Annotated in this window: 24 protein-coding genes and 1 pseudogene; 14 read left to right on the top strand and 11 right to left on the bottom strand. The window is 70.3% G+C overall.

Annotated features, from left to right (window positions below):
- Positions 1-66: 66 nt before the first annotated feature.
- Entirely contained in the window at positions 67-957 is an 891-nt protein-coding gene (locus ITI46_RS00285) for a LysR family transcriptional regulator (protein WP_209237042.1), read from the top strand.
- Between the two features lie 14 nt (positions 958-971).
- Here ITI46_RS00285 and ITI46_RS00280 read toward each other — a convergent pair whose 3' ends face one another.
- Positions 972-1,778 (bottom strand): DeoR/GlpR family DNA-binding transcription regulator, encoded by an 807-nt coding sequence (locus tag ITI46_RS00280; protein WP_209237041.1) that lies wholly within the window; start codon positions 1,776-1,778, stop codon positions 972-974.
- Positions 1,779-1,881: 103 nt separating this feature from the next.
- Between ITI46_RS00280 and ITI46_RS00275 the strand changes: the two genes are divergently transcribed.
- The 5 genes from ITI46_RS00275 to ITI46_RS00255 all read left to right on the top strand — a co-directional run bounded on the left by ITI46_RS00275 (position 1,882) and on the right by ITI46_RS00255 (position 7,388).
- Complete coding sequence (locus ITI46_RS00275) at positions 1,882-2,529, top strand: bifunctional 4-hydroxy-2-oxoglutarate aldolase/2-dehydro-3-deoxy-phosphogluconate aldolase (protein ID WP_209237040.1); 648 nt, start codon at positions 1,882-1,884, stop codon at positions 2,527-2,529.
- A gap of 93 nt (positions 2,530-2,622) precedes the next feature.
- Positions 2,623-3,933, top strand: coding sequence for an MFS transporter (locus tag ITI46_RS00270; RefSeq protein ID WP_209237039.1), 1,311 nt, complete (start codon positions 2,623-2,625; stop codon positions 3,931-3,933).
- On the top strand, positions 3,930-4,514 hold the full coding sequence (locus tag ITI46_RS00265) for a P-loop nucleotide/nucleoside kinase family protein (RefSeq protein WP_209237038.1): 585 nt from the start codon (positions 3,930-3,932) through the stop codon (positions 4,512-4,514). Before ITI46_RS00270 ends, ITI46_RS00265 begins: the two co-directional genes overlap by 4 nt.
- A gap of 233 nt (positions 4,515-4,747) precedes the next feature.
- Entirely contained in the window at positions 4,748-6,640 is a 1,893-nt protein-coding gene (locus tag ITI46_RS00260; protein ID WP_209237037.1) for an SMI1/KNR4 family protein, read from the top strand.
- Between the two features lie 133 nt (positions 6,641-6,773).
- Positions 6,774-7,388 carry a dihydrofolate reductase family protein gene (locus ITI46_RS00255; protein ID WP_209237036.1) on the top strand — a complete coding sequence of 205 codons (615 nt, stop codon included), beginning with the start codon at positions 6,774-6,776 and terminating at the stop codon, positions 7,386-7,388.
- Positions 7,389-7,444: 56 nt separating this feature from the next.
- On the opposite strand, the gene ITI46_RS34450 is transcribed toward ITI46_RS00255, so the two are convergent.
- Positions 7,445-7,849: a winged helix-turn-helix transcriptional regulator gene (locus tag ITI46_RS34450; protein WP_209237035.1), complete on the bottom strand. Its 405-nt coding sequence runs from the start codon at positions 7,847-7,849 to the stop codon at positions 7,445-7,447.
- A 59-nt stretch (positions 7,850-7,908) separates the two neighbouring features.
- On the opposite strand from ITI46_RS34450, the gene ITI46_RS00245 reads away from it, so the two are divergent.
- Positions 7,909-8,808 carry an MBL fold metallo-hydrolase gene (locus ITI46_RS00245; protein ID WP_209237034.1) on the top strand — a complete coding sequence of 300 codons (900 nt, stop codon included), beginning with the start codon at positions 7,909-7,911 and terminating at the stop codon, positions 8,806-8,808.
- Here the strand turns inward: ITI46_RS00245 and ITI46_RS00240 are convergent.
- The 5 genes from ITI46_RS00240 to ITI46_RS00220 form a co-directional block, all read right to left on the bottom strand.
- Positions 8,743-10,458, bottom strand: a complete 1,716-nt coding sequence (locus ITI46_RS00240; protein WP_209237033.1) for a dihydroxyacetone kinase family protein — start codon at positions 10,456-10,458, stop codon at positions 8,743-8,745. The genes ITI46_RS00245 and ITI46_RS00240 overlap by 66 nt on opposite strands.
- 183 nt (positions 10,459-10,641) lie before the next feature.
- Positions 10,642-11,268, bottom strand: coding sequence for a dihydroxyacetone kinase subunit DhaL (gene dhaL / locus ITI46_RS00235; RefSeq protein WP_209237032.1), 627 nt, complete (start codon positions 11,266-11,268; stop codon positions 10,642-10,644).
- Positions 11,269-11,412: 144 nt separating this feature from the next.
- The gene (gene dhaK, locus ITI46_RS00230) at positions 11,413-12,411 is read right to left on the bottom strand and encodes a dihydroxyacetone kinase subunit DhaK (RefSeq protein WP_209237031.1); all 999 of its coding nucleotides are present in this window, start codon (positions 12,409-12,411) and stop codon (positions 11,413-11,415) included.
- Positions 12,408-13,166 carry an MIP/aquaporin family protein gene (locus ITI46_RS00225; RefSeq protein ID WP_209237030.1) on the bottom strand — a complete coding sequence of 253 codons (759 nt, stop codon included), beginning with the start codon at positions 13,164-13,166 and terminating at the stop codon, positions 12,408-12,410. Before ITI46_RS00225 ends, dhaK begins: the two co-directional genes overlap by 4 nt.
- A 275-nt stretch (positions 13,167-13,441) precedes the next feature.
- The gene (locus ITI46_RS00220) at positions 13,442-14,206 is read right to left on the bottom strand and encodes an IclR family transcriptional regulator (protein ID WP_307807997.1); all 765 of its coding nucleotides are present in this window, start codon (positions 14,204-14,206) and stop codon (positions 13,442-13,444) included.
- 68 nt (positions 14,207-14,274) lie between these two features.
- Between ITI46_RS00220 and dhaM the strand changes: the two genes are divergently transcribed.
- The 4 genes from dhaM to ITI46_RS00200 all read left to right on the top strand — a co-directional run bounded on the left by dhaM (position 14,275) and on the right by ITI46_RS00200 (position 16,663).
- Entirely contained in the window at positions 14,275-14,667 is a 393-nt protein-coding gene (gene dhaM / locus ITI46_RS00215; protein ID WP_209237028.1) for a dihydroxyacetone kinase phosphoryl donor subunit DhaM, read from the top strand.
- Positions 14,651-14,938 carry an HPr family phosphocarrier protein gene (locus ITI46_RS00210; RefSeq protein ID WP_209237027.1) on the top strand — a complete coding sequence of 96 codons (288 nt, stop codon included), beginning with the start codon at positions 14,651-14,653 and terminating at the stop codon, positions 14,936-14,938. Before dhaM ends, ITI46_RS00210 begins: the two co-directional genes overlap by 17 nt.
- Before the next feature lie 401 nt (positions 14,939-15,339).
- The gene (locus ITI46_RS35665) at positions 15,340-16,266 is read left to right on the top strand and encodes a helix-turn-helix domain-containing protein (RefSeq protein WP_307807996.1); all 927 of its coding nucleotides are present in this window, start codon (positions 15,340-15,342) and stop codon (positions 16,264-16,266) included.
- Between the two features lie 10 nt (positions 16,267-16,276).
- A complete protein-coding gene (locus tag ITI46_RS00200; protein WP_209237025.1) occupies positions 16,277-16,663 on the top strand; it encodes a VOC family protein in 387 nt (128 codons plus the stop codon).
- Between the two features lie 63 nt (positions 16,664-16,726).
- Here ITI46_RS00200 and ITI46_RS00195 read toward each other — a convergent pair whose 3' ends face one another.
- A complete protein-coding gene (locus ITI46_RS00195) occupies positions 16,727-17,392 on the bottom strand; it encodes a nitroreductase (protein WP_209237024.1) in 666 nt (221 codons plus the stop codon).
- A gap of 127 nt (positions 17,393-17,519) precedes the next feature.
- On the opposite strand from ITI46_RS00195, the gene ITI46_RS00190 reads away from it, so the two are divergent.
- Complete coding sequence (locus tag ITI46_RS00190; RefSeq protein ID WP_307807999.1) at positions 17,520-18,008, top strand: zinc-binding dehydrogenase; 489 nt, start codon at positions 17,520-17,522, stop codon at positions 18,006-18,008.
- Here the strand turns inward: ITI46_RS00190 and ITI46_RS00185 are convergent.
- Positions 17,950-18,651: a ribonuclease H family protein gene (locus tag ITI46_RS00185; protein WP_247745231.1), complete on the bottom strand. Its 702-nt coding sequence runs from the start codon at positions 18,649-18,651 to the stop codon at positions 17,950-17,952. The two genes, ITI46_RS00190 and ITI46_RS00185, sit on opposite strands and share 59 nt — an antisense overlap.
- A 222-nt stretch (positions 18,652-18,873) precedes the next feature.
- On the opposite strand from ITI46_RS00185, the pseudogene ITI46_RS00180 reads away from it, so the two are divergent.
- Together ITI46_RS00180 and ITI46_RS00175 are read left to right on the top strand one after the other, a co-directional pair.
- Positions 18,874-19,163 (top strand): annotated as a pseudogene (locus tag ITI46_RS00180) (xanthine dehydrogenase subunit D); the annotation flags it as partial.
- 203 nt (positions 19,164-19,366) lie between these two features.
- Positions 19,367-21,067, top strand: coding sequence for an immunity 49 family protein (locus ITI46_RS00175; protein WP_307807995.1), 1,701 nt, complete (start codon positions 19,367-19,369; stop codon positions 21,065-21,067).
- Here ITI46_RS00175 and ITI46_RS00170 read toward each other — a convergent pair.
- Together ITI46_RS00170 and ITI46_RS00165 are read right to left on the bottom strand one after the other, a co-directional pair.
- Complete coding sequence (locus ITI46_RS00170) at positions 21,054-22,211, bottom strand: ARPP-2 domain-containing protein (RefSeq protein WP_209237023.1); 1,158 nt, start codon at positions 22,209-22,211, stop codon at positions 21,054-21,056. The two genes, ITI46_RS00175 and ITI46_RS00170, sit on opposite strands and share 14 nt — an antisense overlap.
- A complete protein-coding gene (locus ITI46_RS00165) occupies positions 22,208-23,668 on the bottom strand; it encodes a hypothetical protein (protein WP_209237022.1) in 1,461 nt (486 codons plus the stop codon). The genes ITI46_RS00170 and ITI46_RS00165 overlap by 4 nt, the downstream gene beginning before the upstream one ends.
- Positions 23,669-23,931: the final 263 nt, after the last annotated feature.

Genomic DNA, 23,931 nt, shown 5'->3' with positions numbered 1-23,931 from the left:
ATCGACGCAGGTCAGCGGGGTAACAAGGTAAGCTTCGGGGACCGATCCATAACGCGGGAGTTATTCGTGGAGCTGCGCGACATCGAGATCTTCCTGACGCTCGCCGAGGAACTGCACTTCGGCCGCACCGCCGAACGGCTCCATGTGTCCCAGGCCCGCGTCAGTCAGGCCATCGGCAAGCAGGAGCGGCGCCTGGGCGTGGCCCTGTTCGAGCGGACCAGCCGACGCGTGACCCTGACCCCGGTCGGCCGGCGGCTGCGCGAAGACCTGCAGCAGGCCGTCGACCTCCTCCGTGAGGGTCTCGCCCGCGCGGAAGCAGCCGGCCCGGGTGCGGGCAAGACCCTTCGGCTGGGCGTCTTCGGCCATGCGGGGCACGAACTGCGCCCGCTCATCGACGCGTTCCGCGCCCGCTACCCCGGCAGCGGCGTGCAGTTCAACGAAGTCAACGGCAGCGACCCGTTCACGGCCCTGCGCACCGGGGACAACGACATCAATGTCCTGTGGCTGCCCGTCGCCGAACCCGACCTCACTGTCGGCCCCACCGTGCTCACCGGAGGGCGCGTACTGGCCGTGTCAGCACACCATCCACTGGCCGAGCGGGGCACCGCGTCCCTGGAGGATCTCGCCGACAACCACGTCGTCGACCTCGGCCCCGATGCCCCCGAATACTGGGTCGCGTCCATGGTTCCCGTACGCACACCGAGTGGACGCCTCGTCCCACGCGGCCCGGCAGCGCGGACCTTCCATGAAATCCTCCCCCTGGTCGCCTCCGGGCAGTGCGTCCACCCGCTGGGCGAGATCGCGGCCCGCTACAACAAACCGCCCGGCATCGTCTTCCTGCCCATCCACGACGCCCCCGCCCTCCAATGGGCCCTGACCTGGCGGACCACCGCCGACAGCCCCCTCATCCGCGCCCTGGCCCAGACCGCCGCCGCGCTCGGCCCCATCACGCTGTGACGCGATTCGCGGCATCACCCTGCCGCCGCCTCCGGCCGCAGCACTGACGGGCCCTCTTCCATGATCCGGTCGACTACCTCGGTGGGCAGGCCCGCATCGGTCACGACGGTGTCGAGCCGGTCGAGGGCGGTGACCCGGAACCGCTCCACGGTGCCCCACTTCGTGCTGTCGGCGAGCAGCGCGAGGGAGGAGGCGGCCTCCATCACGGTCTGTTTGAGCAGCACCTTCTCGGTGGAGTGGCTGGTGACGCCGTGGGTCAGGTCCCAGGAGCCGGCGCTGAGGAAGCACAGGTCGATGTTGAGCGTGCCGATCGTCCTGGCGGCGAGCGGCCCGCTGCTCGAACCGCTTGCCGCGTCCACCTCACCACCGGTGTGGATGGCGTGCACGGACGGCAGATCGCACAGCGCCAGCGCCGCGTGGAAGTCGTTGGTGACGACGGTGAGGTCCTGGCGGGCGGCGAGGAACGGCACCACCGACTGACAGGTCGTCCCCGCATCGAGAAAGACGACCATGCCGTCTTCGACGAGCCCGGCGGCGGTCTCGGCGATCGCGCGCTTGCGCGGCATCTCCAGCGCCGCCCGTGAAGCCCGCTCGCGGGGCGGTGCGTGCCCGGTCCCGTCGGCGAGCCGTACCCCGCCCTGCACCGAGACCACCCGGCCACTCTTCTCCAGCGCTGCGATGTCCCGGCGCACGGTCATGTGGGAGACGTTCAGCGCGGTGGTCAGATCGCGGATGCTGAGCACTCCGCTGCTCCGCAGCAGGCGCAGCAGTTCCTGGTGGCGTTGCTCGGGGATCAAGGGTGCCCGGTCGGCCCTGCTCACTGCGTCTCGTCTCCTCGAAGCCTGGGTGCGGATCGGCGCCAGCCTAACTTCGTATGACGCGGGGCGTGACAAGATGTGAATCGATGTTCTAGCGTGTGCCGCTATGGTAACAAAGTTTAATGCGCTGGATACGATCACCCGTACTGGCGCCCTGCTGATCGTCCGGCTGGACAGCGCCGAGGAGGCGCTGGCCGTCTCGGAAGCGGCGATCGAGGGCGGTATCCGGGCGCTGGAAATCACCCTCTCGGTGCCGGGTGCGCTGGGGGTGATCTCGACGCTCGCCGAGCGCTACGGCGACGACGGGGTCGTCGTCGGCGCCGGCACGGTACTGGACGGGCCGACCGCCCGGACCTGTGTCTCGGCGGGCGCACGGTTGCTGGTAAGCCCCAACCTCAACCCGGCGATGATCGAGACGGCCAACCGCTACCAGGCTGTCACCGTCAGCGGGGCCTTCACTCCCTCGGAGATCGTCGACACGATGCAGGCGGGCGCCGACATCGTGAAGCTCTTCCCGGCGGAGTTCGTCGGGCCCGACTATGTCCGCACGGTCCGGGCCCCGCTCCCCCAGGCGCCGCTGATGCCGACGGGGGGTGTCACCCCCGACAACGTCAAGGAGTGGTTCGACGCGGGCGTCGTCGCCGTCGGTGCAGGCAGCTTCGTGACGAAGGCAGCCCGGGTCGACGGCGACCATGGCCGGGTCACCGAGGCCGCCGCCGACATGCTGCGCGCCATCGAAGGGGCACGGGCCTGACGGTCCGGCCGCACCACCTCTCCCCCACGCCGCTCACCCCCCACGCCGCTCGCCCTCCCCAACGCACACGCTGGTCATTTCAAGGAGCACCCCATGGCCCAGCAGTCCCTCACGTCCCCCTCACTCGACTCCGCCGACGGCCTCGCCGCACGGAAGTCGATCCGCATCCGCTGGGTCCTGGTGGCCCTCCTGGTGATCGGCGGTGTGGTCAACTACCTCGACCGCGCCACCCTGAGCGTCGCCAACACGACCATCACCGACGAGTTCGGCCTGAGCGCCACCGAGATGGGGCTGCTGCTCGCGGCCTTCTCCTGGCCGTACGCCATCGCCAACCTTCCGGCCGGCTACCTCGTCGACCGGTTCGGGCCCAAGCGCATGTACGCCTGGGCGGCCGGGCTCTGGTCGCTGATGACGATGGTCACGGCAGCCGCGCACAGCTTCGGACTGCTCTACGCGGGCCGGGTCGCCCTCGGTATCACCGAGTCCCCGTTCTTCACCGCCAGCCTGAAGGTCAACGAGCGGTGGTTCGCCAAGAACGAGCGCGCCCTGCCGGTCTCGATCGTCAACACGGGGTCCCAGATAGCCAACGCCATCGCCCCGCCCCTGCTCACCGCCCTGCTGCTGACGTCCGGATGGCGCGGCATGTTCGTCACCGTGGGCGCGCTGGGCATCGTCGTCATGCTGGTGTGGCTGCGGATCTACCGGGACCCGACCCTGCGCGAGCAGGCGCTGATCAAGGGCGAGGAGGCGGCGCAGGCGGCAGCCGAGGCGCGCGCGACGTCCGCGGGGCAGCAGGCGGGCTGGGGAGCGCTGTTCCGGCAGCGCAACACCTACTTCATGATGCTCGGCGCGTTCGGGATCTTCTACACCGTCTGGGTCTACCTGACCTGGCTGCCGAGCTATCTGGAGACCTCTCGCGGCTTCAGCCTCTCCCAGACCGGCTGGCTGTCCTCCCTGCCCTACCTCTGCGGCATCCTCGGCGTCCTGTTCGGCGGTCTGCTGTCCGGGCGCCTGATCCGCCGGGGTTTCTCCGCGGTTTCCTCGCGCAAGGTGCCCATCGTCGGGGGTGCGGTGCTGGCGGCTGCGGCGGTGCTGCCCGTGGCGTACGTCGAGAGCACCCCGCTCGCCATCGCCCTGCTCTCCCTCGGCTACTTCGCCGCGCAGGTACCCACGGGCTGCCTGTGGACCCTCGCCTCCGACATCGCAGAACCGCACCAGGTGGCTTCGCTGGGCGCCATCCAGAACTTCGGCGGCTTCCTCGGCGCCGCACTGGCCCCTATGGTCACCGGCGCCATCCTCGACGCCACGGGCAACAACTACACCCTGGTCTTTCTGGTCGGCGGCGCGTTGCTGCTCGTCGGCGCCCTCTCCTACCAGTTCTTCGTCAAGGAGCGCCGGGCATGAACACCCTCCGTGCCTTCTTCGTGATAGGACCGGCAGGCTCCGGGAAGACCAGCGTGGCCAGGCTGCTGGCCCAACAGTCCGGTGCCGCCTACCTCGACAAGGACACCGTCTGTACGAGGCTCACCGAGGCGCTGCTCGAACTCGCCGGCACGGACCCGGCCCAGCGCGACCTCAACCCGTACTACCAGTCCCAGGTGATGGACCTCGAATATCCGACCCTCCTGGACCTGGCCCGGGACAACCTGGCCGTGGGCCGGCCAGTGGTACTGGACGCCCCGTTCGGCCGCTATGTCTCCCGGCCCGGATACCTGGAGGAGGTGGCCGAACGGCACTCCTGGCCCCAGCATGTCGAGCCCGTGGTCGTACAGGTCCACGTGGATTCGGAGACCGCCCGCGAGCGGGTCAGGGCCCGCGGCTATGCCCGGGACCTGTCCAAGCTCGCCGACTGGGACGCCTTCTGGAAGAAGGCCCAGGAGAACGAGTGCCACTGGAGGGGCGGGCGCCGGCTGGTGTTGGACAACCGCGCCGACGGCGCCGTGACAGCGACGGCGGTAGCACACGCCCTGGAGGGTCTGACCTGACGAGGGGCCCGTACGGGCCGAGCCGCCGGGGACGGGACCGATCGTCCCCGGCCCCGTCCCCGGGACCCTGGCCCCGGTCCCTGGCTCTGGGGCCCGGTCCCCGGTCCGGCCGTCGCGCCTCTGATCGGCAGGCCGGGGCATCGTTCGGCGACTTGCTCCTGACGGGGCGTCAAGGAAGACCGAGGACCGTCAGCAGCGGAGCACTGTCAGTGGCGGGTGGCAGCATCGGACGCATGATGGACATCGCGGGATTCGACTGGCGGCCCTTTCTGCTCCGTTGGAGCGGTGAGTGGGCGGATTGCCCGCCGGACGGTGAGGCGCAGAGTGAGGACGACGAGGCCGCCCGGCGGGCGCGGTGGCTGGGGTTCCCGCCCGCGTCCGAGGAGCGGATCGCGGCCATGGAGGAGCGCCTTGGCCGCCGGATGCCCCCGTCGTACCGGGAGTTCCTCAAGGTCAGCGACGGGTGGCGGCACGCGGGCGAGTTCGTGTGGCTGCTTGCGGGTACCGCGGACGCACGCTGGCACAACGACGAGTCGGGGCTCGCGGAGATATTCGAGGAGTATCTGGACGAGGATGCCGGCCCCGAGGAGCGGGCGGAGGTCGACATCTGGCGGCGCGGGCTGCAACTCGATGTCGAGTCCGACGTCACCCATGTCCTCATGGACCCCGAGGAGGTGGATGAGGACGGCGAGTGGGCCGTGTACACATGGGCGAGTTGGCGGGGCGAGGCGCCCGAGCGGCACTCGAACTTCGTCGAGTTCATGCGTCACATGTACCGGGAGTTCCACAGCCTGCGGGCGAACCGGGGCGAGGACGACCCGGTGTTCGCCAACGACACGACGCGGGAGCTGGACTCGCTGGTGGAGGAAGCTCGGCTGGAGGCGCTGCGCGGTGCCTGGGAGCCGGCCGCGCAGGCGCTGAAGGAAGCCGCCGAGTACGGCAGACCGCGGGCCACCGGGCTGGGCGACCAGATACGCCGCCTGCTCGGAGAGACGTACATGGTGTACTTCAAGGAGTTGGTGACGGACCCGCGGTACGCGCCGGAGCTGCTGCCGCCGCTGGTGGCCGAGCATGCGGAGCACTCGTACCGGGACGACTCCACGCTGGAGTTCAATTTGCAGGGCGCCGACGAGGAGTTGGTGTCGCTGGCCTACGCGACGCTGGACCAGGTGCGGAACGGCACATATCGGTATACGGCGACCGGACCGTTCGGGGAGGCCGTCGAGCGGGCGCGGGAGCTGGCGCGGTGGGGAGACACCGACGGAGCGTGGCGGACGTTGAGGGGTGCTCTGCCGCTGTGGGAACCGCTCGGCCCGTATCACCTCGCGCCGCTGGGCTGGGTGGCCGATCCCGTACTCGGGCCGCTGCTGACCCCGGACCGGGGCCGCGAACTGCTGGCCACGCCAAGGGGCGGGATGGCGGGTGCGGAACCGCGGCCGACGGCCCCGCTCGACCCGGGCAACCTGGCGTGGCTCGCGGAGCCGGACCCTGGTAACAACCGCATGTCCTACCGGTTCGTCCTGGTAGAGGGGGCGGAGCCGGAGGAGTTGCCCGGACGTCTCGCGGACGGGGACGAAGCCGTACTGAGCCAACCCATGACGCTCTGGGAGGCACACGACAGAGCGCGGGAGAACGAGAAGGAGTCCTCGTCCTACGACGACAGAGCTCTCATGGCCGTCGGGCGAGCCGGCATCAACTGGAGCTTCGCCTTCGACGGCGACCCTGCCCCGTTCGACCGGCAGCGGTTCGTCTCCCCTGCCGCGGCCGCCGGCGCCGGCACCCGCGCGGTGGTGGTGTGGAGCGGCCTGAGGGGTTGGGACGGGGAGCCGTTCTTCCACCTTTCGGTGGCGCGAGACGGTGCCGAGCAGTACGCCTTCACCTACGCGGACGGAGAGATCCGGCAAAGCGGGAAGATACCGCGTGCGCTGGACCCGAGCCGGTTCTTCGGTGATCCGGAAGACGGCGCCGGGGCGGAACGGCGACTGCTGGAAGCAGTGGGCGAGGAGTTCGGTGCCTGCCTGCCGCGCCATGCCCTCGTCAACGGGCGGCTGCACACCTTCACCACGCGCTCCTGGACGCGGCCGCCCAGGGAGGGAGAGAGATACCTGGTGATCCGTATGAACTGATCCGAATGAACTGATCCGGGTGCACCCCGAGGACCGCGCTTTCAACGGACGGCGAGCGGGCGGGACGGGAGAGCGGGAGATGTCGGGCGGGGCAGAGCGATGAATTCGGGCGGCGGGGCGGGTCTACCCTGGTATGACTCGCATCATCGCTGACATCTCCGTATCCCTCGACGGCTTCGTCACCGGGCCCGACCCCGGGCCGGACAGCGGTCTGGGCACCGGCGGCGACGCCCTGCACACGTGGGCCTTCTCCGACGATCCCGAGGAACGACGGCTCGTGCGGGAGGCGACGGCACGCTCGGGCGCGGTCGTTCTCGGCCGCCGGCTCTTCGACCTGGTCGACGGGCCGAACGGCTGGAACGACGAGATCGGCTACGGCGCCGGTGAGGTCGGCAAGCCCCCGTTCGTCGTCGTGACGAGCTCGCCGCCGGAGTCGGTGCGGCTCACCGATCTCGACTGGACGTTCGTCACCACGGGTCTGCCCGACGCCGTCACCGCGGCGCGCGAACGCGCCGAGGCGGCGTCGGCGGACAGCGGCAAGGATCTCGACGTCGTCCTCATGGGCGGCGGCGCCACGATCCGCTCGGCGCTCGACGCCGGGCTGGTCGATACGCTGATGCTCCACCTCGCACCCGTCGTGCTGGGCGCCGGGACGCCACTGTTCACCGGTGCGGTCCCGCGCACGCTGGTGCAGCGGAGCGTGATCTCGACGTCGACCGCGACGCACCTGTGCTACGACGTCCTGTGATCGGCGGGGACGGGTGGCGGGCCTGTGCCGGTTTCCCTGCCGGGGCCGGGTGTTGATCAGTTGAGGGCGTCGCGCCGCGCCGAACCCCACTCCCACATGCTGCGCACCACCGGCTCCAGCGCCCGGCCCTGGCTGGTCAGTACGTAGCGGACCCGGGGAGGCCAGCCGGGGATGCGGTGGCGTTCGATGACTCCCGCGCTGGTCAACCGGGTCAGCCGGTCGGAAAGGACCTTGTCCGAGAGGGTGGGCAGGGCGGCGGAGAGCTCGGAGTATGTGGCCTGACCACGGCGCAGGAACTCGCGGACCACCAGCGGCGTCCAGCGGCCGGCCAGCGTGGCGAGGGTGATGTCGACGGGGCAGCGTGGTTCGCGGCCCGGTGGGAGCAGAGCGCTGTCCGGACAGTCCGCCAGCGGGCCGTCCCGGTCGCTCGCCGGTGCCTGTCCAACCGTTTGGTGAGTCACGATGCCCCCTTCTAACGTCCGTCGCGAACCGCCCGCCCGTTTCCCGCCAAGGGGGCCTTGTGCGTATCCACCACCTCAACTGCGGCTCGCTTCGGAAAGTTCCACTGCTCGGCGAAGAACCCGAGGCAGGTGCCGCGCCTCGCGATCTGGCCGCCGTCTGCCATTGCCTGCTCATCGAGACGGACTCGGACGGGCTCGTCCTGGTGGACACCGGCCTGGGCACCACCGACCTGCAACTCCCCGAACAGTCGCTGGGCGCGGACTGGGTGGCATACGCCCAGCCCGCGCTCGACCCTGCGGAGACCGCGCTGCGCCACGTCGGCCGCCTCGGGTACGCGCCGCAGGAGGTGCGGCACATCGTCCTCACCCACCTGCATCGCGACCACACGGGAGGGTTGCCCGATTTCCCGTACGCACGGGTGCATGTGCACCCCGACGAGTACCGGGCCGTCACCGACCCTGCGGCGCCGTACCACCGGCACAGCCTCGACCGCTTCATGCGGGCACACCGGGCGCACGCACCGCTGCTGACGCCTGCGCTCGTAGACGAGCGTACGGAGTGGTTCGGCTTCTCCGGCGTGGCGCGCCCGCAGGGCCTGGCGTGCGAGCTGCTGCTGGTGCCGCTGCCCGGCCACTCGGCCGGCCACGCGGGCGTCGCCGTGCGCTACGGCGACGGACGGTGGCTTCTGCACGCGGGTGACGCGTACATGTACCACGGCGAGATCGAGTGCACCCCGCCGCTTCCCCACCCCGCCCTCGAGCCGGTCCAGCAGGGAGCACAGACCGACTCCGCGGCTCGCGTCGCGGCCCGTGACCGGCTGCGCGGCCTCCGCCGCGACCACGCGGAAGAGGTCACCGTCTTCAGCGCGCACGACCCGTGGGAGCTGGCCCGGTCAGCGGGCGGTGAGGTGCTGGGGGGCGGGCAGCCGGGTGGCCGCGTCCGGTTCGTAGACGCGTGAGACCACCATGAACAGCAGGGCCACGCCCAGGGCCCCTGGGTCGGGGACTCCGATGGCGTGCTCGCCCACGTAACTGGCGCGGCCGCGCCGAGGGGTGAGGGACGCCGTGTTCAAGGCGCCCTTGACGGCTGCTTCGGCGGCAGCGGTGAAGGGGCTGTCGGCCAAGTTCCCGGCGGCACTGCCCAGGGCGTCGACGGCGGGCCCGAGCGCGTCCACGAGGGTGCAGTCGCCGATCTCGGCGCCGCCCACGCGGTGGATGGCCGCCAGACCGGCGGCGGCCGCGTCGGCGACCGCGCGAGTGTCAGGGGCTTGGTCGTCCGGCCAGGAGACGGCCGCGAGCTGCTGGAAGAAGAGCCCGAAGAGGGGGCCGCTGGTGCCGCCCACGTCGTTGAGGAACGCCTCGGCCAGAGCAGTCATGCCGTCGGTCCCCGTCGAAGTCAGCGTCTGTGCCTGTCGCACGCCGCCGAGGAGGTTGTCGCCGAAGTCGCCGTCACCGACGAGCTGGTCGAGCGCGGTGAGATTGTCGCGGACCAGGGAGACGACCTCCGCGAAGCCGTCGAGAACGGCCCGGCTGGACGGGGTGGGGGTACCGGTGGGCTCCTGGACGGCGGCGGCAGGGCCGGCGACGGCGGACGCGGCGGTGTCGGCCGTCAGGGTGCGGGAGGGGAGCACGAGCGGCGTGTCGGTGGGTGCCGTCCACAGCTCGGCCCATTCCGGCTTCATACGGGTGAGGGTGAGGGAGAAGCCGGCCATGTCCAGGGCCGCGGTGAAGGTGCCGGGCACGATGGCCAGTGGCTGGACGCCGCGTGCCGTGAGTGCCTCGTGCAGGAGGGAGCCGATGGCGTGCAGTTCCAGACCGGTCGTGGCGCCCAGGCCGTTGACGACGGCCAGCACCTGGTCCTGTCCGCCGGGCAGAGCCGCGAGCAGGTCGTCGGTCATCTGCTCTACCAGTGCGTCGACGGGGCGGTGCTCGATGGTGCCTGTGCCGCGCTCGCCGTGGATCCCGACTCCGTATTCGAGGGTTCCGGGCTTCAGGGGGAAGGCCGGTTCTGCGGTCGCCGGGGAGGTCTGGGCCCGGGCGGCGACAGCCAGGCTTCGCGAGTGCGCCACGATCGCCGCGCCCAGGGTGGCGAGTTCCTCGAGCTTGGCGCCCTGGTCGGCGAAGGCTCCGAGCAGCTTTTCCACGATGACGGTTGCTGCGGTGCCGCGGCGGCCGGTCGCGGTGTCCTTGTTGTCGGTCGCCAGGTCCTCGTCCACCAGCACGGTGGCCACGGGAATACCGTCGTGGCGCAGGCGTTCCGCGGCGATCTGGAAGTTGATCACGTCGCCGGTGTAGTTCTTGACGATGAACAGGACGCCGTTGCTCTTGGCGGCGGCCGAACCGGCCTCGTAGATCTGCCGGTTGTGCGGGGAGGCGAAGATCTCGCCGGGGCAGACGGCGTCCAGGCCGCCTGGGCCGAGCAGCCCGGTGTGCAGCGGTTCATGTCCGGAGCCACCGCCCGAGACCAGGGCGACGGTACGGTCCGGGCTGCTCGACCGCGCACGTAGGTAGAGGGGATCGCGGTGCACCTCGATCAGCCCCGGGTGGGCCAGGGCGAGCCCGCGCGCGGCGCCGGCAACAGTGTCGGTGGGCGGGAGGAAATACGTCATCGGTGGTGCTCCGTGGGTTGTGCGCACTGGTGGGTCTGGTGGGTCGTTGACGTTCGGGGGGTTCGGCTCGGCCGGTTCAGTCGGCTCGGCCGGTTCAGTCGGACCGGTCAGCCGGTCAGCCGCTCAGCCGGCCCGGCTGGAACGGGTGCGGGGCAGGCGGTTGCAAGGCTGTTGGTGATGAGCTCACGGTGCCGCCGCCACGTCGGCCAGAGCGCGGAAGATCAGGGCAGTCGAGGTGGCGCCGGGGTCCTGGTGGCCCACGCTGCGGGCCCCGAGGTAGGAGGCGCGGCCTTTGCGTGCCTGCAACGGGGTCGTCGCACGCATGCCTTCCTCCGCGGCGTCCGCGGCAGCCTGCGCTGCCGCGGCGAAGCCGTCTCCCTGGCGGGAGCGCTCCTCGAAGGCGGCGACGGCCGGAGCGTAGGCGTCGATCATCGTCTTGTCCCCGGGGGCTGCCGTGCCCAGTTTCCGGATGCTCTCCAGCCCGGCGGCCAATGCGGCGGCGAACGCCCGCTGGTCGGCGACCGGAACGTCGAGCGACTTGCCCAGGGCTCGGAAGGCAGCGCCGTACAGCGGGCCGGAGGCGCCTCCGGTGCTGGAGATGAGCGCCGTGCCGGTCCTGGTGAGCACCGCTCCGACCGTTTCCGCGTCGAGGTCGGCCACGACAGCGGCGGCGGCGGAGAAGCCGCGGTCCAGGTTGGTCCCGTGGTCGGCGTCGCCGATCGCCGAGTCGAGCTGGGTGAGGTGGTCCTTGTGCCGGCCCACGGCAACGGCGATGGCCTGCACCCACGCGCGGGCGAGGTCGATATCCATGGGGGTCTCCGTTCGGTGATCGGTGTGGACTGGGCGGTGGTTGGATGAGCCGGAGGCGGGGCGGCGTGAGCACGGCCGTCGGGCGTCGGTACCGGCGCCTCTTTCCGAGCCGTTGTGCTGTGCGCATCCCGCCTCCGGCCCGGCTCAGCTCCCCCAGCGCAGCGCCGGGGTGTTCACAGGTGCGTCCCACAGGGCGAGCATCTCGGCATCGGCCCTGCACACCGTGATGGAGACGCCTGCCATGTCCAGGCTGGTGACGTAGTTGCCGACCAGGTTCCGGGCGATGGTCACGTTCTGCGCCGCGAGCGCGGCTACCACCTCGTTGAAGACCACGTACAGCTCGAGGAGCGGCGTCGCGCCCAGACCGTTGACCATGACGATCGTCTCCTCGCCTGCGGCCAGTGGCTGGTCGGCGAGGATGGCGTCCAGGCAGACGGCCACGGTGTCCCGTGCGGAGCGGATCGTCTCGCGCCGACGGCCCGGTTCGCCGTGAATGCCGACGCCGATCTCGATCTCGTCCGCGCCGAGCTCGAACCCGGGCCTGCCCGCTTCGGGGGTGGTGCACGCGCTCAGCGCCACAGCGAACGACCTGGTCGCCGCGTTCACCCGGTTGGCCATCGCGGCTACGGACGGAAGGTCACCGCCCTGCTCGGCCAGGGCACCGGCGATCTTCTCGACGAAGACCGTGGCGCCCGTGCCGCGCCGCCCCGCCGTCCCGGTGGAATCCTGCACCGCGACATCGTCGTCGACCGTCACGGATTCCACCGTGATGCCCTCGTCCTCGGCGAGTTCCGCTGCCATCCGGAAGTTGAGGCGGTCACCCGTGTAGTTCTTCACGACGAACAGCACGCCCGCGCCGCTGTCGACTGCCTTGGCCGCGGTCAGCATCTGGTCGGGCACGGGTGAGGTGAACACCTCGCCGGGACACGCGGCGTCCAGCATCCCGGTCCCGACGAACCCGCCGTGCAACGGCTCGTGTCCCGAGCCGCCGCCGGAGACGAGGGCCACCTTGCCCTGTCCCGCACCTCCCGCCCGGGTGATCACCCGGCCCTCGACGTCGACCGACAGGTCCGGATGCGCGGCCGCGATCCCCGCGAGGGCATCGTCGAGGACCCGCTCAGGGGCGTTGATGAGCTTCTTCACGATGCCGCTCCTTCGGAAACGGGCTCGGGCATCCGTACCGCGGCCGCCGACGGACGGGCCTTCAAGACGGCGTGGACGGCGCCGGCAGCGACAGCGCCCACTCCCTCCGCGAGCAGATAGACGGGCAGCTGCGCCCAGTGCACCGTGCCGCCGAACAGCTCGCCGGTGATCATCGGGCCGAGCGCCCTGGCCGGGTTGATGGCGCTTCCGGTGACGGGGGCCACCGGAATGATGACGGCGAACACCGCGAATCCGATGGCCAGGCCCGCGAAGCCCCCGTCCGCGCGCCGGCCGACGGCACCGAGGACCACCAGGACGAGGATGAACGTCCCCACCGCCTCGGCGAGGAACGCCTGCCCGGCGCCGACTCCCGGCCCGTAGGCGGCGATACCGAGGCCGGCGTCGACCGCCTGGTGTCCCAGCACGCCCACGATCGCGAGTGCGCCGATCACTGCTCCGGCGAACTGGGCGGCGATGTAGCCGGGGACCTCCCGCCAGGGCAGGTTCCTCGTGGCTGCGAGTGCCAGGGTGACGGCTGGGTTGATGTGGCAGCCCGAGACGTGGCCGATGGCGTGGACCATCGCGATGACGGCGGTGGCGAAGGCCAGTGAGATCATGCCCAGCTGCGCCATGGTGAACGGGGCGTCGCCGCCGACGATGGCGGTCGCGGGTACGGACCCGACGCCTATGAACACCAGCACGGCGGTGCCCAGCATCTCGGCGAGGAGCTTCTGTGGGCAGGAGTTGACTTCCATATGACGGCGTCCGGTACCGGCACTGGTACGGACGCTTCACCTCCTCCGCGTGACGCGGGCTGGGATGGGGAGGGGCCGCCGGACACGTCCTTCGCGGGTGGCACCCGGGCAGGAGCGGAGCCGGAAGATGAACGTCCGGACCGGCTTACGTTCATCATGGATGAACGTTGTTCGGGAAATTAAGCCCGGGTTTCACGCGTGTCAAGAGGTTCGGCACCGGGCAGGGACGGCGACCTGCAGGAACCGGGATGAATGCCCGGCGGAACCTCGCTCCCTCACGGCCCCGGGGTGTACGCCGCCCGGCGTGGAGCCCCCAGATCCCGGGAGAGGTTGCGGGCCGTCTCCCGTACGGCCACGGCAAGCTCCTGGCGCGCCGGCTCGCCCAGCATGCGTTCCACCGGCCCGACGATGCCGATGGCGCCCACCACCTCTCCGGAGCGGTCGAAGACCGGCGAGGCGATGCCCGCGTCCCCGATCGCCGACTCCTGGTCCTCGACCGCGTAGCCCGCCCCGGCGACATCCGTCAGCTGGTGCTCCAGTTCGTTGCGGGCGGTGACGCTGGCGCCGGTGAGCACTGCGCGCTCCCCCGTCAGCAGGCGCTCCCGCTCGGCCGCCGGAAGCGACGCGGCGATGGCCTTGCCCAGGGCGCAGGTGTTCCACGGGATGCTCGCGCCTACTTCGAGGATCTGCACCGCGCCCTCGGGACGGAACGCGTGGTGCACGACCAGCACGTGGTCACCCGTGAGGACCCCCACCCACACGGCTTCCCCGGCCCGCTTGGCCAGTGCGTCCGCCCAGGTCAGCGAGCGCGTCCGGAGTTCGTGCGTATCCAGGTAGGAATTGCCCAACTGCACCAGACCAGGGCCCAGCTGGTACTTCGCGCTGTCCTTGTCCTGCGAGACCAGCCCTTCGGTCTCCAGCGTGCGCAGCAGTGCGTGCACCGTGGGCTTTGCGACGCCCAGCCGGTCGGCGAGGTCGGTCACGCCCAGGCGGGGTCCGCCGGAAGCAAGCTCCCGAAGAATCTGCACTGCTCTATGCACGGCCTGGACCATAGAGATCTCCGATTCAGTATTGCTGAACAGTGTTCCGAGATTTACTGTGACTGTTCATGAGCGCACCCGTCGGCATCGTACTCGTGTCACACAGCGCCGAGCTCGCTGCAGGTCTCCACCTGCTGGTGCAGCAGATCGGCTCCGACGCCGTTCCCGTCGTCACCGCGGCCGGGACCGGCGACGGAAGGATCGGCACCAGCTACGAACTCGTCCGCGCCGCCGTCGAGGACGCCGACCGAGGCGGCGGCGTCCTGGTCCTCGCCGACCTCGGCAGCTCCGTACTGACCACCCGGACCGTGCTGGACGACCATCCGCGCGCCGACGTCGTGATCGCCGACGCCCCCTTCGTCGAGGGAGCCGTCGCCGCCGTGGTCACCGCCGCGTCCGGTGCCGACCTGCAAACCGTCGCCAACTCAGCAGAAGAGGCCCGCCATGTCCGCAAACTCTGACACCACATCCCCCAGCACCCGCCGCGAGGCCCAGGTGGTGCTCCCGGCCCACCTGCACGCCCGCCCCGCGGGACAGCTCGCCCGCGCCGCGGGCGGATTCCGCAGCGCCCTCGAACTGGACTACAACGGCAGGACGGTCAACCCCACCGGCGTACTCGGCCTCATGGGGCTCGGCGCCACCGCCGGCAGCACCGTCACCATCCGGGCCACCGGACCCGACGCCCACGAGGCCGTCACGGCACTGACGGAGATCCTGGCGAACGCCGAATGACCGCTGCCTGCCGGCCGGCGCCGGGCGCGGGTTCGGTACCAGGAGGCGTCAGGAGGCGATCAGTGAGCAGGAAGTCGGGCAGTTCGAACGCAGAGCCGTGCTCACGCTCACTCAGGAAGAACGTCCCACCGCTGGGGCTGAGATCCCAGCCGTGCGTAAGGGCGTAGTCGATGACCGTTCGTACGTCCCTTGGGGTCGGGTAGCTGCTGTCGCTCGCACAGCCCCACGGCAGGACCGCCTTTGACAACAGATCCGCCTGGAGCAGGCGGCTGTTCTTCCCGGCACCCCAAACGCGTACGCGAACGCACCGGTGACAGGCACGTTCTCCCGCCAGGTGATGGATCTGCCCTGTCCATGCGAACTCCCGTCCGCCTGCAGACAGCTTCCGCAACCGCTGTTTGATGCCGGCTCACCCACCTCACCAGTCGGAAATCGGAGTCAGGAAAGGAAGAGGACTGGAGCCTACGGGGTCCGTCCGGGTGCGGCCGTCTCGGCCTCGAAGGGTCAGGGGATGTGACAATGCGGGGGTGGAGCTACGTCAGGCGTGTCGTGCTGCGGGCATCGGGGTGGTGGCCGTCAGCGGACACGACGGTCGGCCTCGTGTGCATCGGGCCGTCCCGGCACTGTCCGCTCGGTTGGTTGTCAGTCTGAGTGACCCGATCGAGGTTCGCTACGACGGGCGGACCCGGAATGCCCAGGCGGTTGTGGCCGGGTTGATGCGGCCAGGGGTAGCGACTCCGGCCACGATTCTGCGGTCGCAGCAGCCTGTGGCATACGCCGAGTTGTCGCCATCGGCGTTGCAACGGCTGACCGGGGTGCCGCTGAGCGAGATGGACGCGGGCGGCGTCAGCGCTGATGCCGTCCTGCCGTGGGTGGCCGCACTGTGCGAGGAGCTGGCAGACCGACCGGTCGGTCAGCGCGAGACCGTCATGCGCGTCCGGCTCCTTGAGTACCTGGACCGGGCTGGTCACGGCAGTGGGCCCGAAGACGCCCTCCGAACTCTGGGCATGATCGGAGCCAGCAGAGGGACGGCGTCGGTTGCGGAACTGGCGCGATACGCGCACCTCAGCCCTCGGCGCTTGCGATACGTCATGGGGCGCTCGCTGGGGATCACCCCGAAATTCGCCTCCCGCGTCGCACGCTTGGCGTCCGCCGTCAGCCGCGCCGGCGCAGGCGCGGACTCATGGGCTCAAGTGGCCGCCGAGTCGGGCTATCACGACCAGAGTCACCTTGTGCATGACTTCCGCGACCTCATGAACACGACTCCAGCCGCGTGGCTCGATGAAGAGGGCCGAAATCTACAAGGGTGGCGACGCCCTGCCCCATGACCATCGGAGCATGAACAGTCAACTGATCCCCAAACTGCTGGTCTCCGATGCCGACGCAGCGATCACCTTCTACACCCAGGCGCTCGGAGCCGAGGTGAACCTCCGCGTCGCCGACGACCACGGTGTCGTGAACCACGCCGATCTCACGCTCGGTTCCGTCGGCTTCGCGCTGGCACAGAGCGTTGAGGAGTGGGGTTGGAACGATCCTGGATCAGTGGGTGGCTCGCCTGTCCTGATCATGCTCACAGTGCCCGACCCCGATGGGACGGCGGACCGTATGGTGCAGCACGGGGCGCAGCTCGTCATCCCGGTCGACAACCGCCCCTACGGCAAACGGCAAGGCAGAGTGAAGGACCCGTTCGGCCACCTCTGGGTGATCAGCGGAGAGCTTCGATAGGTCACGGGTCCTTCGACCTCCTCCCCCGAGCTCTTCGGGCGCCGGACAGCTCCACAGACCGGGTCAGGCTCCGATGAAGGTTACGGTTTCCGCCATCTCCGCCCGTCCGGTACGCAGCCGTGAGGCGTCTTCCTTCTCGAATCCCACCGAGATGCCGCAGAACAGTACGAGCCTGTCATCGGCTCCGACTGTCTGGTTGACCGTCTTGCGGTACATGGTCCACATCACCTGGGGGCAGCTGTGCAGTCCTTCCGCCCTCAGCAACAACATGACCGTCTGCAAGTACATCCCCGCGTCCCCCCACTGACCAGGCCCCATCGTCCGGTCGAGGTAGCAGAACAGGACCACTGGTGCCCCGAACGCCGCCGAGTTCAAGGCGGCGATCTTCTTGGGCCGGTCGGGGTCGTCGCGCTCGATTCCCAGCGCTTCGTACCGCTGGGCGGCCGCGGCGGAAAAGCGGTCCAGATACGGGGAGGTGAGTTCGGCCGGGTACATCGGATACTCCCGCTCATCACCCGGGTCCCCGGCGAGTGCTCTGGCCGTCGCGCGTCTCTTCAGCGCGGCCAGGGGCTCGCCGGTCACGACATACACGTGCCACGGCTGGAGATTTCCGCTCGACGGAGCCCGCGTCGCTGCCGTCAGCACTCGTTCGAGTATTTCTCTGGAAACCGGCTCATCGCTGAACGCCCGCACGGCCCGGCGGCTGTCCACGGCCTCATACACATCCACGCCTGGTCGTCCTCCCGCTCAACCGCAACTCCCTTACCCTATTCGGCGGTCAGCGTCGGCCCCGATTCACGACAGCCGCTCGGCCTTGGCTGCGCTGAAGCCGCTGGGCGAGCTCAAGGCCGGTGATGTGGTGCTTGTTCATGCCGCGGCCGGCGGCGTGGGGCAGGGCGCTGTCCGTCTCGCCCGCCACTACGGTGCCCACGTGATCGCTACGGCGTCACCGGCCAAGCACGTCACCGTCAAAGCACTTGGCGCCGACGAGGTCCTGGACAGCCGGCGCCCCGATCTGGCTGCGGAGATCACCCGCTTGCCCGGCGGGGTCGACCTGGCCCTGGAATCGGTGGGCAAGGAGACGTTCGGACCAGCCTGGCGGTCACCAAACCCTTCACCGGACGCATCGTCGTCTTCGGCGCCGCATCCGGCGACCCCGGCTGACCACGCACGCCCTGATCTCCACCCACCACGCCCACCTGAGACCCACCCAATGCCCCGCTGCCGGCCCGTTGGAGGCGGGGGGGGCTCCAGCCCGCCCGCTTGGGCAGTCTGCGCCCCGGCCCCTACGGGGTGGCGGCGTCGCGGCAGGCTCGGTGGCCCCAGCCTGAGGCGATCTTGGTGATGTCCGCCCCCGCTTCGTAGCGGGAGTTGCAGTGACCGCAGCGGCCGGGGAACTTGGCCTTGATGACCGGGCCAGGGCCACCGCCCGACGCACGGCGCGTGCGGGCCTTGCGGGAGCGGGCCGGGCGCGGCGGTTTGTCCTCGGTCGCGGGGCTCGGGCGCGGGACGTCGGTGGCGCCGTGCGCCGTGCCTGCGGGGGCCTGCTCGGTGGCTGCGGTGCTGGCGGCTGCGTCGGCGATGGCGTTGAGGGGGTCGCCGTTCACCTGGTGGGCGAGTACGTGCTGGAAGACCACGTCGCGGCCTTCGAGGAGGGCGTCGATACGGACGACCAGGTCCTTGTTGGCCACGGGCTTCTTCGACGCGGTCTGCCAGCCGTTGCGCTTCCAGCCGGCGATCCACTTGGTGACCGCGTTCATGGCGTACTGCGAGTCCATCCGGACCTCCAGCGGCACGGCCGGATCGGTGGCCTCCAACAGCTCGGCCAGCGCGGTCAGCTCGGCGACATTGTTCGTCGTGCGGCCGAGCGGACCCGCCTCCCAGCGCTGCGGGGAGCCCGCGGGGTCGGCGAGCACCCAGGCCCAGCCCGCGGGTCCGGGGTTGATCTTGGCGGCGCCGTCACACGCCGCGACCATACGTTCTGGCATCCCCCGATCATGCCAGGTCCCACAGGCCTCACAGGTCCCTGACCCCTCCCGGCTTCCCAGCTGCTCCCGCATGCAGGAGCAGCAACCACAGGTGGCATCGCGAGCGGACCCGACTCGAATCGGATTCGCATCCGGCTCGAACCCGATGTACGCCCTGCCCGGCTACCGCCCGAATCCTGCCCGAACCCCGGCGCCAGATCCCCCGACAATGGAGGCTCTTGAATGACCGATCGGATCTCTCCCGCCCGCACTCCTCAGGACCTACCTCAATGAGTTGATCACCGGTGGGATCGGCGACAGCCCGCTGCGGCCGGACGGAACGCTCAAAGTGCGCGGCGAGTACGCCTATTCCTCGGATCTGTGGGCGTAGGACATGCTGTGGGGGCGCGACACTGCGCAGCCCGCACCCGTATGCGCGGATCAATTCGATCGACGTCGGTCCCGCGCTCAAGCGCCCCGGCGTATGCGCGGTGCTGACTCATGAGGACGTACCCGGCGAGCCGCCGATCGGCACGATGCCGCGGTGGCCGGTTTCGAACGAACCGTACGGCACCGTTCGACGCGTGGCTCGCCAAATCCGACCGCGTCGACCACTGAGAACCCGGCAACGCCTGCTGACAACCCGGCAACGCCATGGCAAAAAGCATCCTCACAAAAGCGTTGGACATGGCACCGGCCGCAGGCAACCGGAGACAGGTCTCGTAGGGTCACGGGGGTGAACGGACACGACGCCACCGACGGCATGGCCACCCCCGACGCCGAACTCCCGATGCTGACCGTCGCCCAAGCCGCTCAGCTGCGGACTCTGGCCGCGCCACACATGCAGCAGGACCACGAGTACTCCCTGCGCAGCCTGGCGCAGCAGTGCAGGCACACCCCGCAGGAGCGCTGGCCCGAGCTGGTCGCGGCACACTTCGCCAACCTCGCGGACGCGAGCGCGGGCGGCGAGGACGCCGGTGAACTGCTGCGGGCCGCGTACCCGAGGCTGCTGCCCGCCGAGGCCCTCACGCCCGACCTCGCGGGCGCCATGAGCTACGCGCGGGTGGTGGCCGACGGGCTCGTCTTCGGCTACGCACTGGACGGCGCCACCAGCGTACGGGTGCTCACCGACCAGGATGTCGCGCGCGCCGGACTGCAGGAGCTCGGCCGGGCGGCGTACGCGAACCTGACGCAGCTGCCCGTCGAGCATGCTGAGGTGCCCCTGGACGGCGGGGCGCTGCTGCACTCGGTGTACGGCGATTCCCCGTTCGTCGCGAGCAAGGCGCTGTTCCTGTCCGAACTGGCCCGGCAGCTGACCGGGGAGCAGCTGCCGGATGCCGGCGCCCTGGTCGTCGTGCCGACCCGGCATCTGCTGGCGTACCACCCGATAGCCGACGGCACCGTGGTCGACGCCGTCAACGGCCTTGCGGCGTACGCCTTCGGCGCGTACGAGGACGGGCCCGGCTCGCTGTCGCCGCGGCTCTACTGGTGGCACCAGGGCAGTCTGACCTCCCTCACCGTCATCGACGACGACGCCCGCACGTTCTCCGTCCAGCCGCCGCCAAAGCTGCTCGGCGCCATGAAGAGCCTGGTCGGCCTCGACAGTGCCGGCCGGCTGGCCACCCGCGCAGCGGCTGAGCCCCCGGACGCCGCCGAACTCTCGCGCACCGCGGGAGAATCCCTCACCTGCCTCATGGGGGACCCGGCCGGGCTCCGCGACGCCTTCCGCTCGGCTCTGGCCCTCGCCCACGCCCGCTGCGCCACGGACCCCGACGCGGCCCGGATCGACACCTGGGACCCGTGGGCCGTCGCCGTTCAGCTCGGTGCGGCGCTGTTCACCGGTGCGGACCCGCAGGAGTGCAGGCTGGGCGAGGACCACGCATGGCAGATACCCGCCACCCCGGCGGACCCGCCGGCGGATGCCCGTGCCTGGCTCGACGCCTTCTACGTCTGCGTCGTCTGCCGTCAGCGGGAACGGCTCGACCGGCTGTGCCAGGTGCCGTTGGAGGTGCTGCGGCAGGACGAGTCCGTGGACGAGTACGTCCTGCACTGGATCGACACCCTGCAGACGTACTGGGCCCAGCGCCCCATGGACGACGTCGCACAGAAGCTGATCACCACGATGGAGACGTCCGCACCCGACACCGCGACCAGCACACCCAAGGACTTCGTGAACCGGATCGACTACCAGCCGGTCGCCCTCTTCCACCGCTTGATCACCCGCGACCACGACGCCTTCGCCGAAGCCCTCGGCGAAGCCCTCGCACACCACGGCGCGTACTGGGGCGACTCGGCGGCACCGCGCGCCCAGGTGGCGCTCGGTCCGCTGGCGATGGCGAGCCTGGCGTACGACTACGGTTTCCCCGTCGAGCTCAAGCAGCCCTGTCTGCCCACGTATCTGCTCAACCGCGAACGGATCGAGGTCATCCCCGGCTGACTCCGCGGTTTCGCGCCTGCTTGCGGTAGCCGTCCAGGACGTCCTGGCGGAGCAGAGAGGCGAAGCCGGCGGATTCCAGCCGCAGGCCCAGTTGTGCCTCGTCGACGCCGAGATCGGCTGCGGTGTGCGCCAGATGCCAGTCGTTGGCGGCCAGGCGGCTGAGGAGATGGCCGCGGCGGACCTGGTTCTCCGACAGCCGGAACGTCTTGAGGTAGGCGATCCTGCCCCTGTCGTCGGTGATGGCCTCGCCGATGTGGTTCTCCTCCTTGGGCCGGAACGGCGGCAGAAAGCGGGAGAGGGTGAAGCGGCCCAGGCGATGGACCGTCTGCCAGGCGTACTCGTGGTCCAGCAGACCGGCGGCCATGGCCGAGTCGTGAAAGTGCGTCCAGGCGTGCTCCTGCTCGGCGACTGCCCCACGCAGATCGGCCAGGGAGCGGACCCGCTCGTCGGGGATGCGGGCCCGGAAGTCCGGCACCGGCGGCATCAGGGTGGCGTAGTGGTGGATGAGTTCGCCGTACAGGTCCTGCAGAAGAGTCGGATGGAGCGCGCGGTAATCGTCGGGGTGCGGGACCACGAACGCGGCCGCGAGTGCATCAGCGACGTAAACCAGCACCCCGCACTGGCCGGGGTGGATCTCGAAGATACGCAGGGCTTCGGCGAGTCCGCGTACTTCCGCGCCCACATACGCCTCCTCGACACGTGGGGAGAGCCCTTGGCGGATCGCGCGCTGCGACCACTCCTCCCAGGCGGTCGAGGGGCCGCCGAAGTGCAGTGCCAGGTAGCCCTCCAGTGCCAGGTGCAGCGGGAGGAAGCGCAGCCGGTCCTTGGCCTGGCGGCGGGCCATTCCTCGGTGGAAGCGCAGGCCCATCGTGGCGGGAGCGGAGGTGCCGTTTGCCGACATGTGAGTGCCGTAGGCGGCTGCGGGTGTGCCGTCGCCCGTCCATGTGGCGACGAATCCGTGCGGGATGTAGGAGATGTAGGCATGGCGGGGGCCGGCCTCGACCAGACCTGTCGCATCGCCGTAGAGCTGCGAGCGCAGACGGAGATCGTCGACAGGGTCGGCGCGCACGAGCGGTACCAGACGGACCGCGCCCCAGACCTGGGAGGGGCGGGTGGCCAGGCCGGTCAGGTCCAGGGTCGTCATCTCGGCTGCTCCCGGTGGTGTTCGCTCAGCATCCGGGCGGCGCGGGCATACATGTAGGCGGTCAGTTCGGCCAGGCCCGTCCGGCCTTCCGCGAACTGGGCGACTTCCACCAGTGCGGGAAGGTCTTCGGCGTCACGGATGCCCGCTGTGGGCACGGACGGGGAGAGCCGGCGCACGTCGAAGTCGGCCGCGTCGTAGACGGGGTTGAGGTGCACGATGCTGGTGCCGCGCCGGGGGTCGAGCCTGACCCGCCAGACGCGCAGTACTTCGGCGGCCAGGCCGGGTGGTGCGTTGTCCCATCCGTCGGAGACGATCAACAGCCTGGACGGGCTGGTGCCGAGCGCGTCGAGCACCCGGCGGCCCAGCGGCGTCGGCCCGTACGGGTGGCCCAGCAGCGCGTCGGTCCGTCCGGATGTCCACAGCGCGGTGTAGTCGCTCGCCAGGGCCGCGAGCAGATAGTGGCAGGCCAGAGCCACGGCAAGCGGTCGGCGGCGCTTTTGGCCCGAACCGGACGCTGAGAAGCTGTCGTCCAGTACGGCGGTGACCTTGCCCCAGCTCCCCCGGTGGGCTCCGGCAACCCGGTCGGCGGCGGATTCCAGGGCGTGGGTGAGCTCGGTGCGCCGGCGCAGCCGGTCCTCGACCGGCAGCGACAGAACGTAGGTCGCCAACCGGGTCAGCGGCATCCTGGTCAGGTCCGCCGGCACAGCTGTGGTCCCGCGCCTGCGCGCGGCCTCCTGCACGCGCAGGGTCTCCAGGCGGGTCATCCGCGGGGCGATGCGCTCCAGGAACACATCCCGGGCGATGCCGTGCTTGGCGGCGAAACCCTCGGCAGCGGTATAGGGCAGCTCGTACAGGGCGGCCTTTTCGTAATGCGCGCGGCGCCACGTCTCGAAGAGGGGTGTCGTATAGCGCGGGCGGGACAGCGGTGCGAACAGAAATGCCCCCAACTCTTCACCTGCGGGGGTCAGATGTGCGCGCCCGGGGGCCAGGTGTGCGTGCCGGAGAGCTCGCTTGAGGCCGCTGCGGTATTTCACGGCATCGAATGCCAGGTCCGGGCGGGCGGACAGCCAGTCACGCATGATCGCGCGGGTGCGGCGGTTGTTGACCCCGGCCCGGCCCAGCGCGCCGAACAGGCGGTAGACGCGCTGCGGCGGAAGTGTCGCCAGCCGGCACGCGATCAGCCGGCCCTCGCTGCGGCGCTGGTCGGCAGTGGCCTCGCCCGTGGTCTCCAGCAGACGCCGGATGACGAGCGCCGCGTTGTGGTCGTTGATGTCGAGCGCGAGGATTCCGGCGTACAGGTCACGGTAGTTCCCCAGCATGTACGCATGGAGAAAGTCCAGGGACAGTCGCTGCTCGCCCGCGTCGGTGTGGAATTCACGCTGGCCGGTGGAGGTGATCGCGGCGTTGACGAAGAGCAGCACATCTTCCGCCGCGACGACATCCCCGTACGAATCCATCGGCTTTCCCCCATGCGTGCGGATGCCGGCCGGGGAATGGGGGCACGAGCTGCGAATCATTGCTTCATAGGCACGTTCCGGAAGTCGCACCGGAGTCCCGCGGCCGGCCACAGGACCGTAACAGAGCAGGCCACGACCGACTACGGGTTATCCACAGCCCCGCGAGAGCCGGGGGCGGCCGTTGGGGGCCGTGGTTCCCCGCCCGCTACCGGCGCAATGAGATGGACGCCTACGACCGGGACCTGGCACTCTGCGGTCCGGGC

The organism is Streptomyces oryzae (assembly GCF_017676365.1).
GTDB lineage: Bacteria > Actinomycetota > Actinomycetes > Streptomycetales > Streptomycetaceae > Streptomyces > Streptomyces oryzae.
The sequence above is the reverse complement of the archived record's forward strand: the minus strand, read 5'-3'. Positions and strand labels throughout refer to the sequence as shown.

Bases quoted from the DNA above. Each gene is read 5' to 3' on its own strand.
- ITI46_RS00270 (WP_209237039.1), top strand. From the start codon at position 2,623: ATGGCCCAGCAGTCCCTCACGTCCCCCTCACTCGACTCCGCCGACGGC.
- ITI46_RS35665 (WP_307807996.1), top strand. From the start codon at position 15,340: ATGCCGGCTCACCCACCTCACCAGTCGGAAATCGGAGTCAGGAAAGGA.
- ITI46_RS00275 (WP_209237040.1), top strand. From the start codon at position 1,882: ATGGTAACAAAGTTTAATGCGCTGGATACGATCACCCGTACTGGCGCC.
- ITI46_RS00170 (WP_209237023.1), bottom strand. From the start codon at position 22,211: ATGACGACCCTGGACCTGACCGGCCTGGCCACCCGCCCCTCCCAGGTC.
- dhaL (WP_209237032.1), bottom strand. From the start codon at position 11,268: ATGGATATCGACCTCGCCCGCGCGTGGGTGCAGGCCATCGCCGTTGCC.
- ITI46_RS00185 (WP_247745231.1), bottom strand. From the start codon at position 18,651: ATGCCAGAACGTATGGTCGCGGCGTGTGACGGCGCCGCCAAGATCAAC.
- ITI46_RS00210 (WP_209237027.1), top strand. From the start codon at position 14,651: ATGTCCGCAAACTCTGACACCACATCCCCCAGCACCCGCCGCGAGGCC.
- ITI46_RS00225 (WP_209237030.1), bottom strand. From the start codon at position 13,166: ATGGAAGTCAACTCCTGCCCACAGAAGCTCCTCGCCGAGATGCTGGGC.
- ITI46_RS00165 (WP_209237022.1), bottom strand. From the start codon at position 23,668: ATGGATTCGTACGGGGATGTCGTCGCGGCGGAAGATGTGCTGCTCTTC.
- ITI46_RS00255 (WP_209237036.1), top strand. From the start codon at position 6,774: ATGACTCGCATCATCGCTGACATCTCCGTATCCCTCGACGGCTTCGTC.
- ITI46_RS00260 (WP_209237037.1), top strand. From the start codon at position 4,748: ATGATGGACATCGCGGGATTCGACTGGCGGCCCTTTCTGCTCCGTTGG.
- ITI46_RS00200 (WP_209237025.1), top strand. From the start codon at position 16,277: ATGAACAGTCAACTGATCCCCAAACTGCTGGTCTCCGATGCCGACGCA.
- ITI46_RS00240 (WP_209237033.1), bottom strand. From the start codon at position 10,458: ATGACGTATTTCCTCCCGCCCACCGACACTGTTGCCGGCGCCGCGCGC.
- ITI46_RS00265 (WP_209237038.1), top strand. From the start codon at position 3,930: ATGAACACCCTCCGTGCCTTCTTCGTGATAGGACCGGCAGGCTCCGGG.
- dhaM (WP_209237028.1), top strand. From the start codon at position 14,275: ATGAGCGCACCCGTCGGCATCGTACTCGTGTCACACAGCGCCGAGCTC.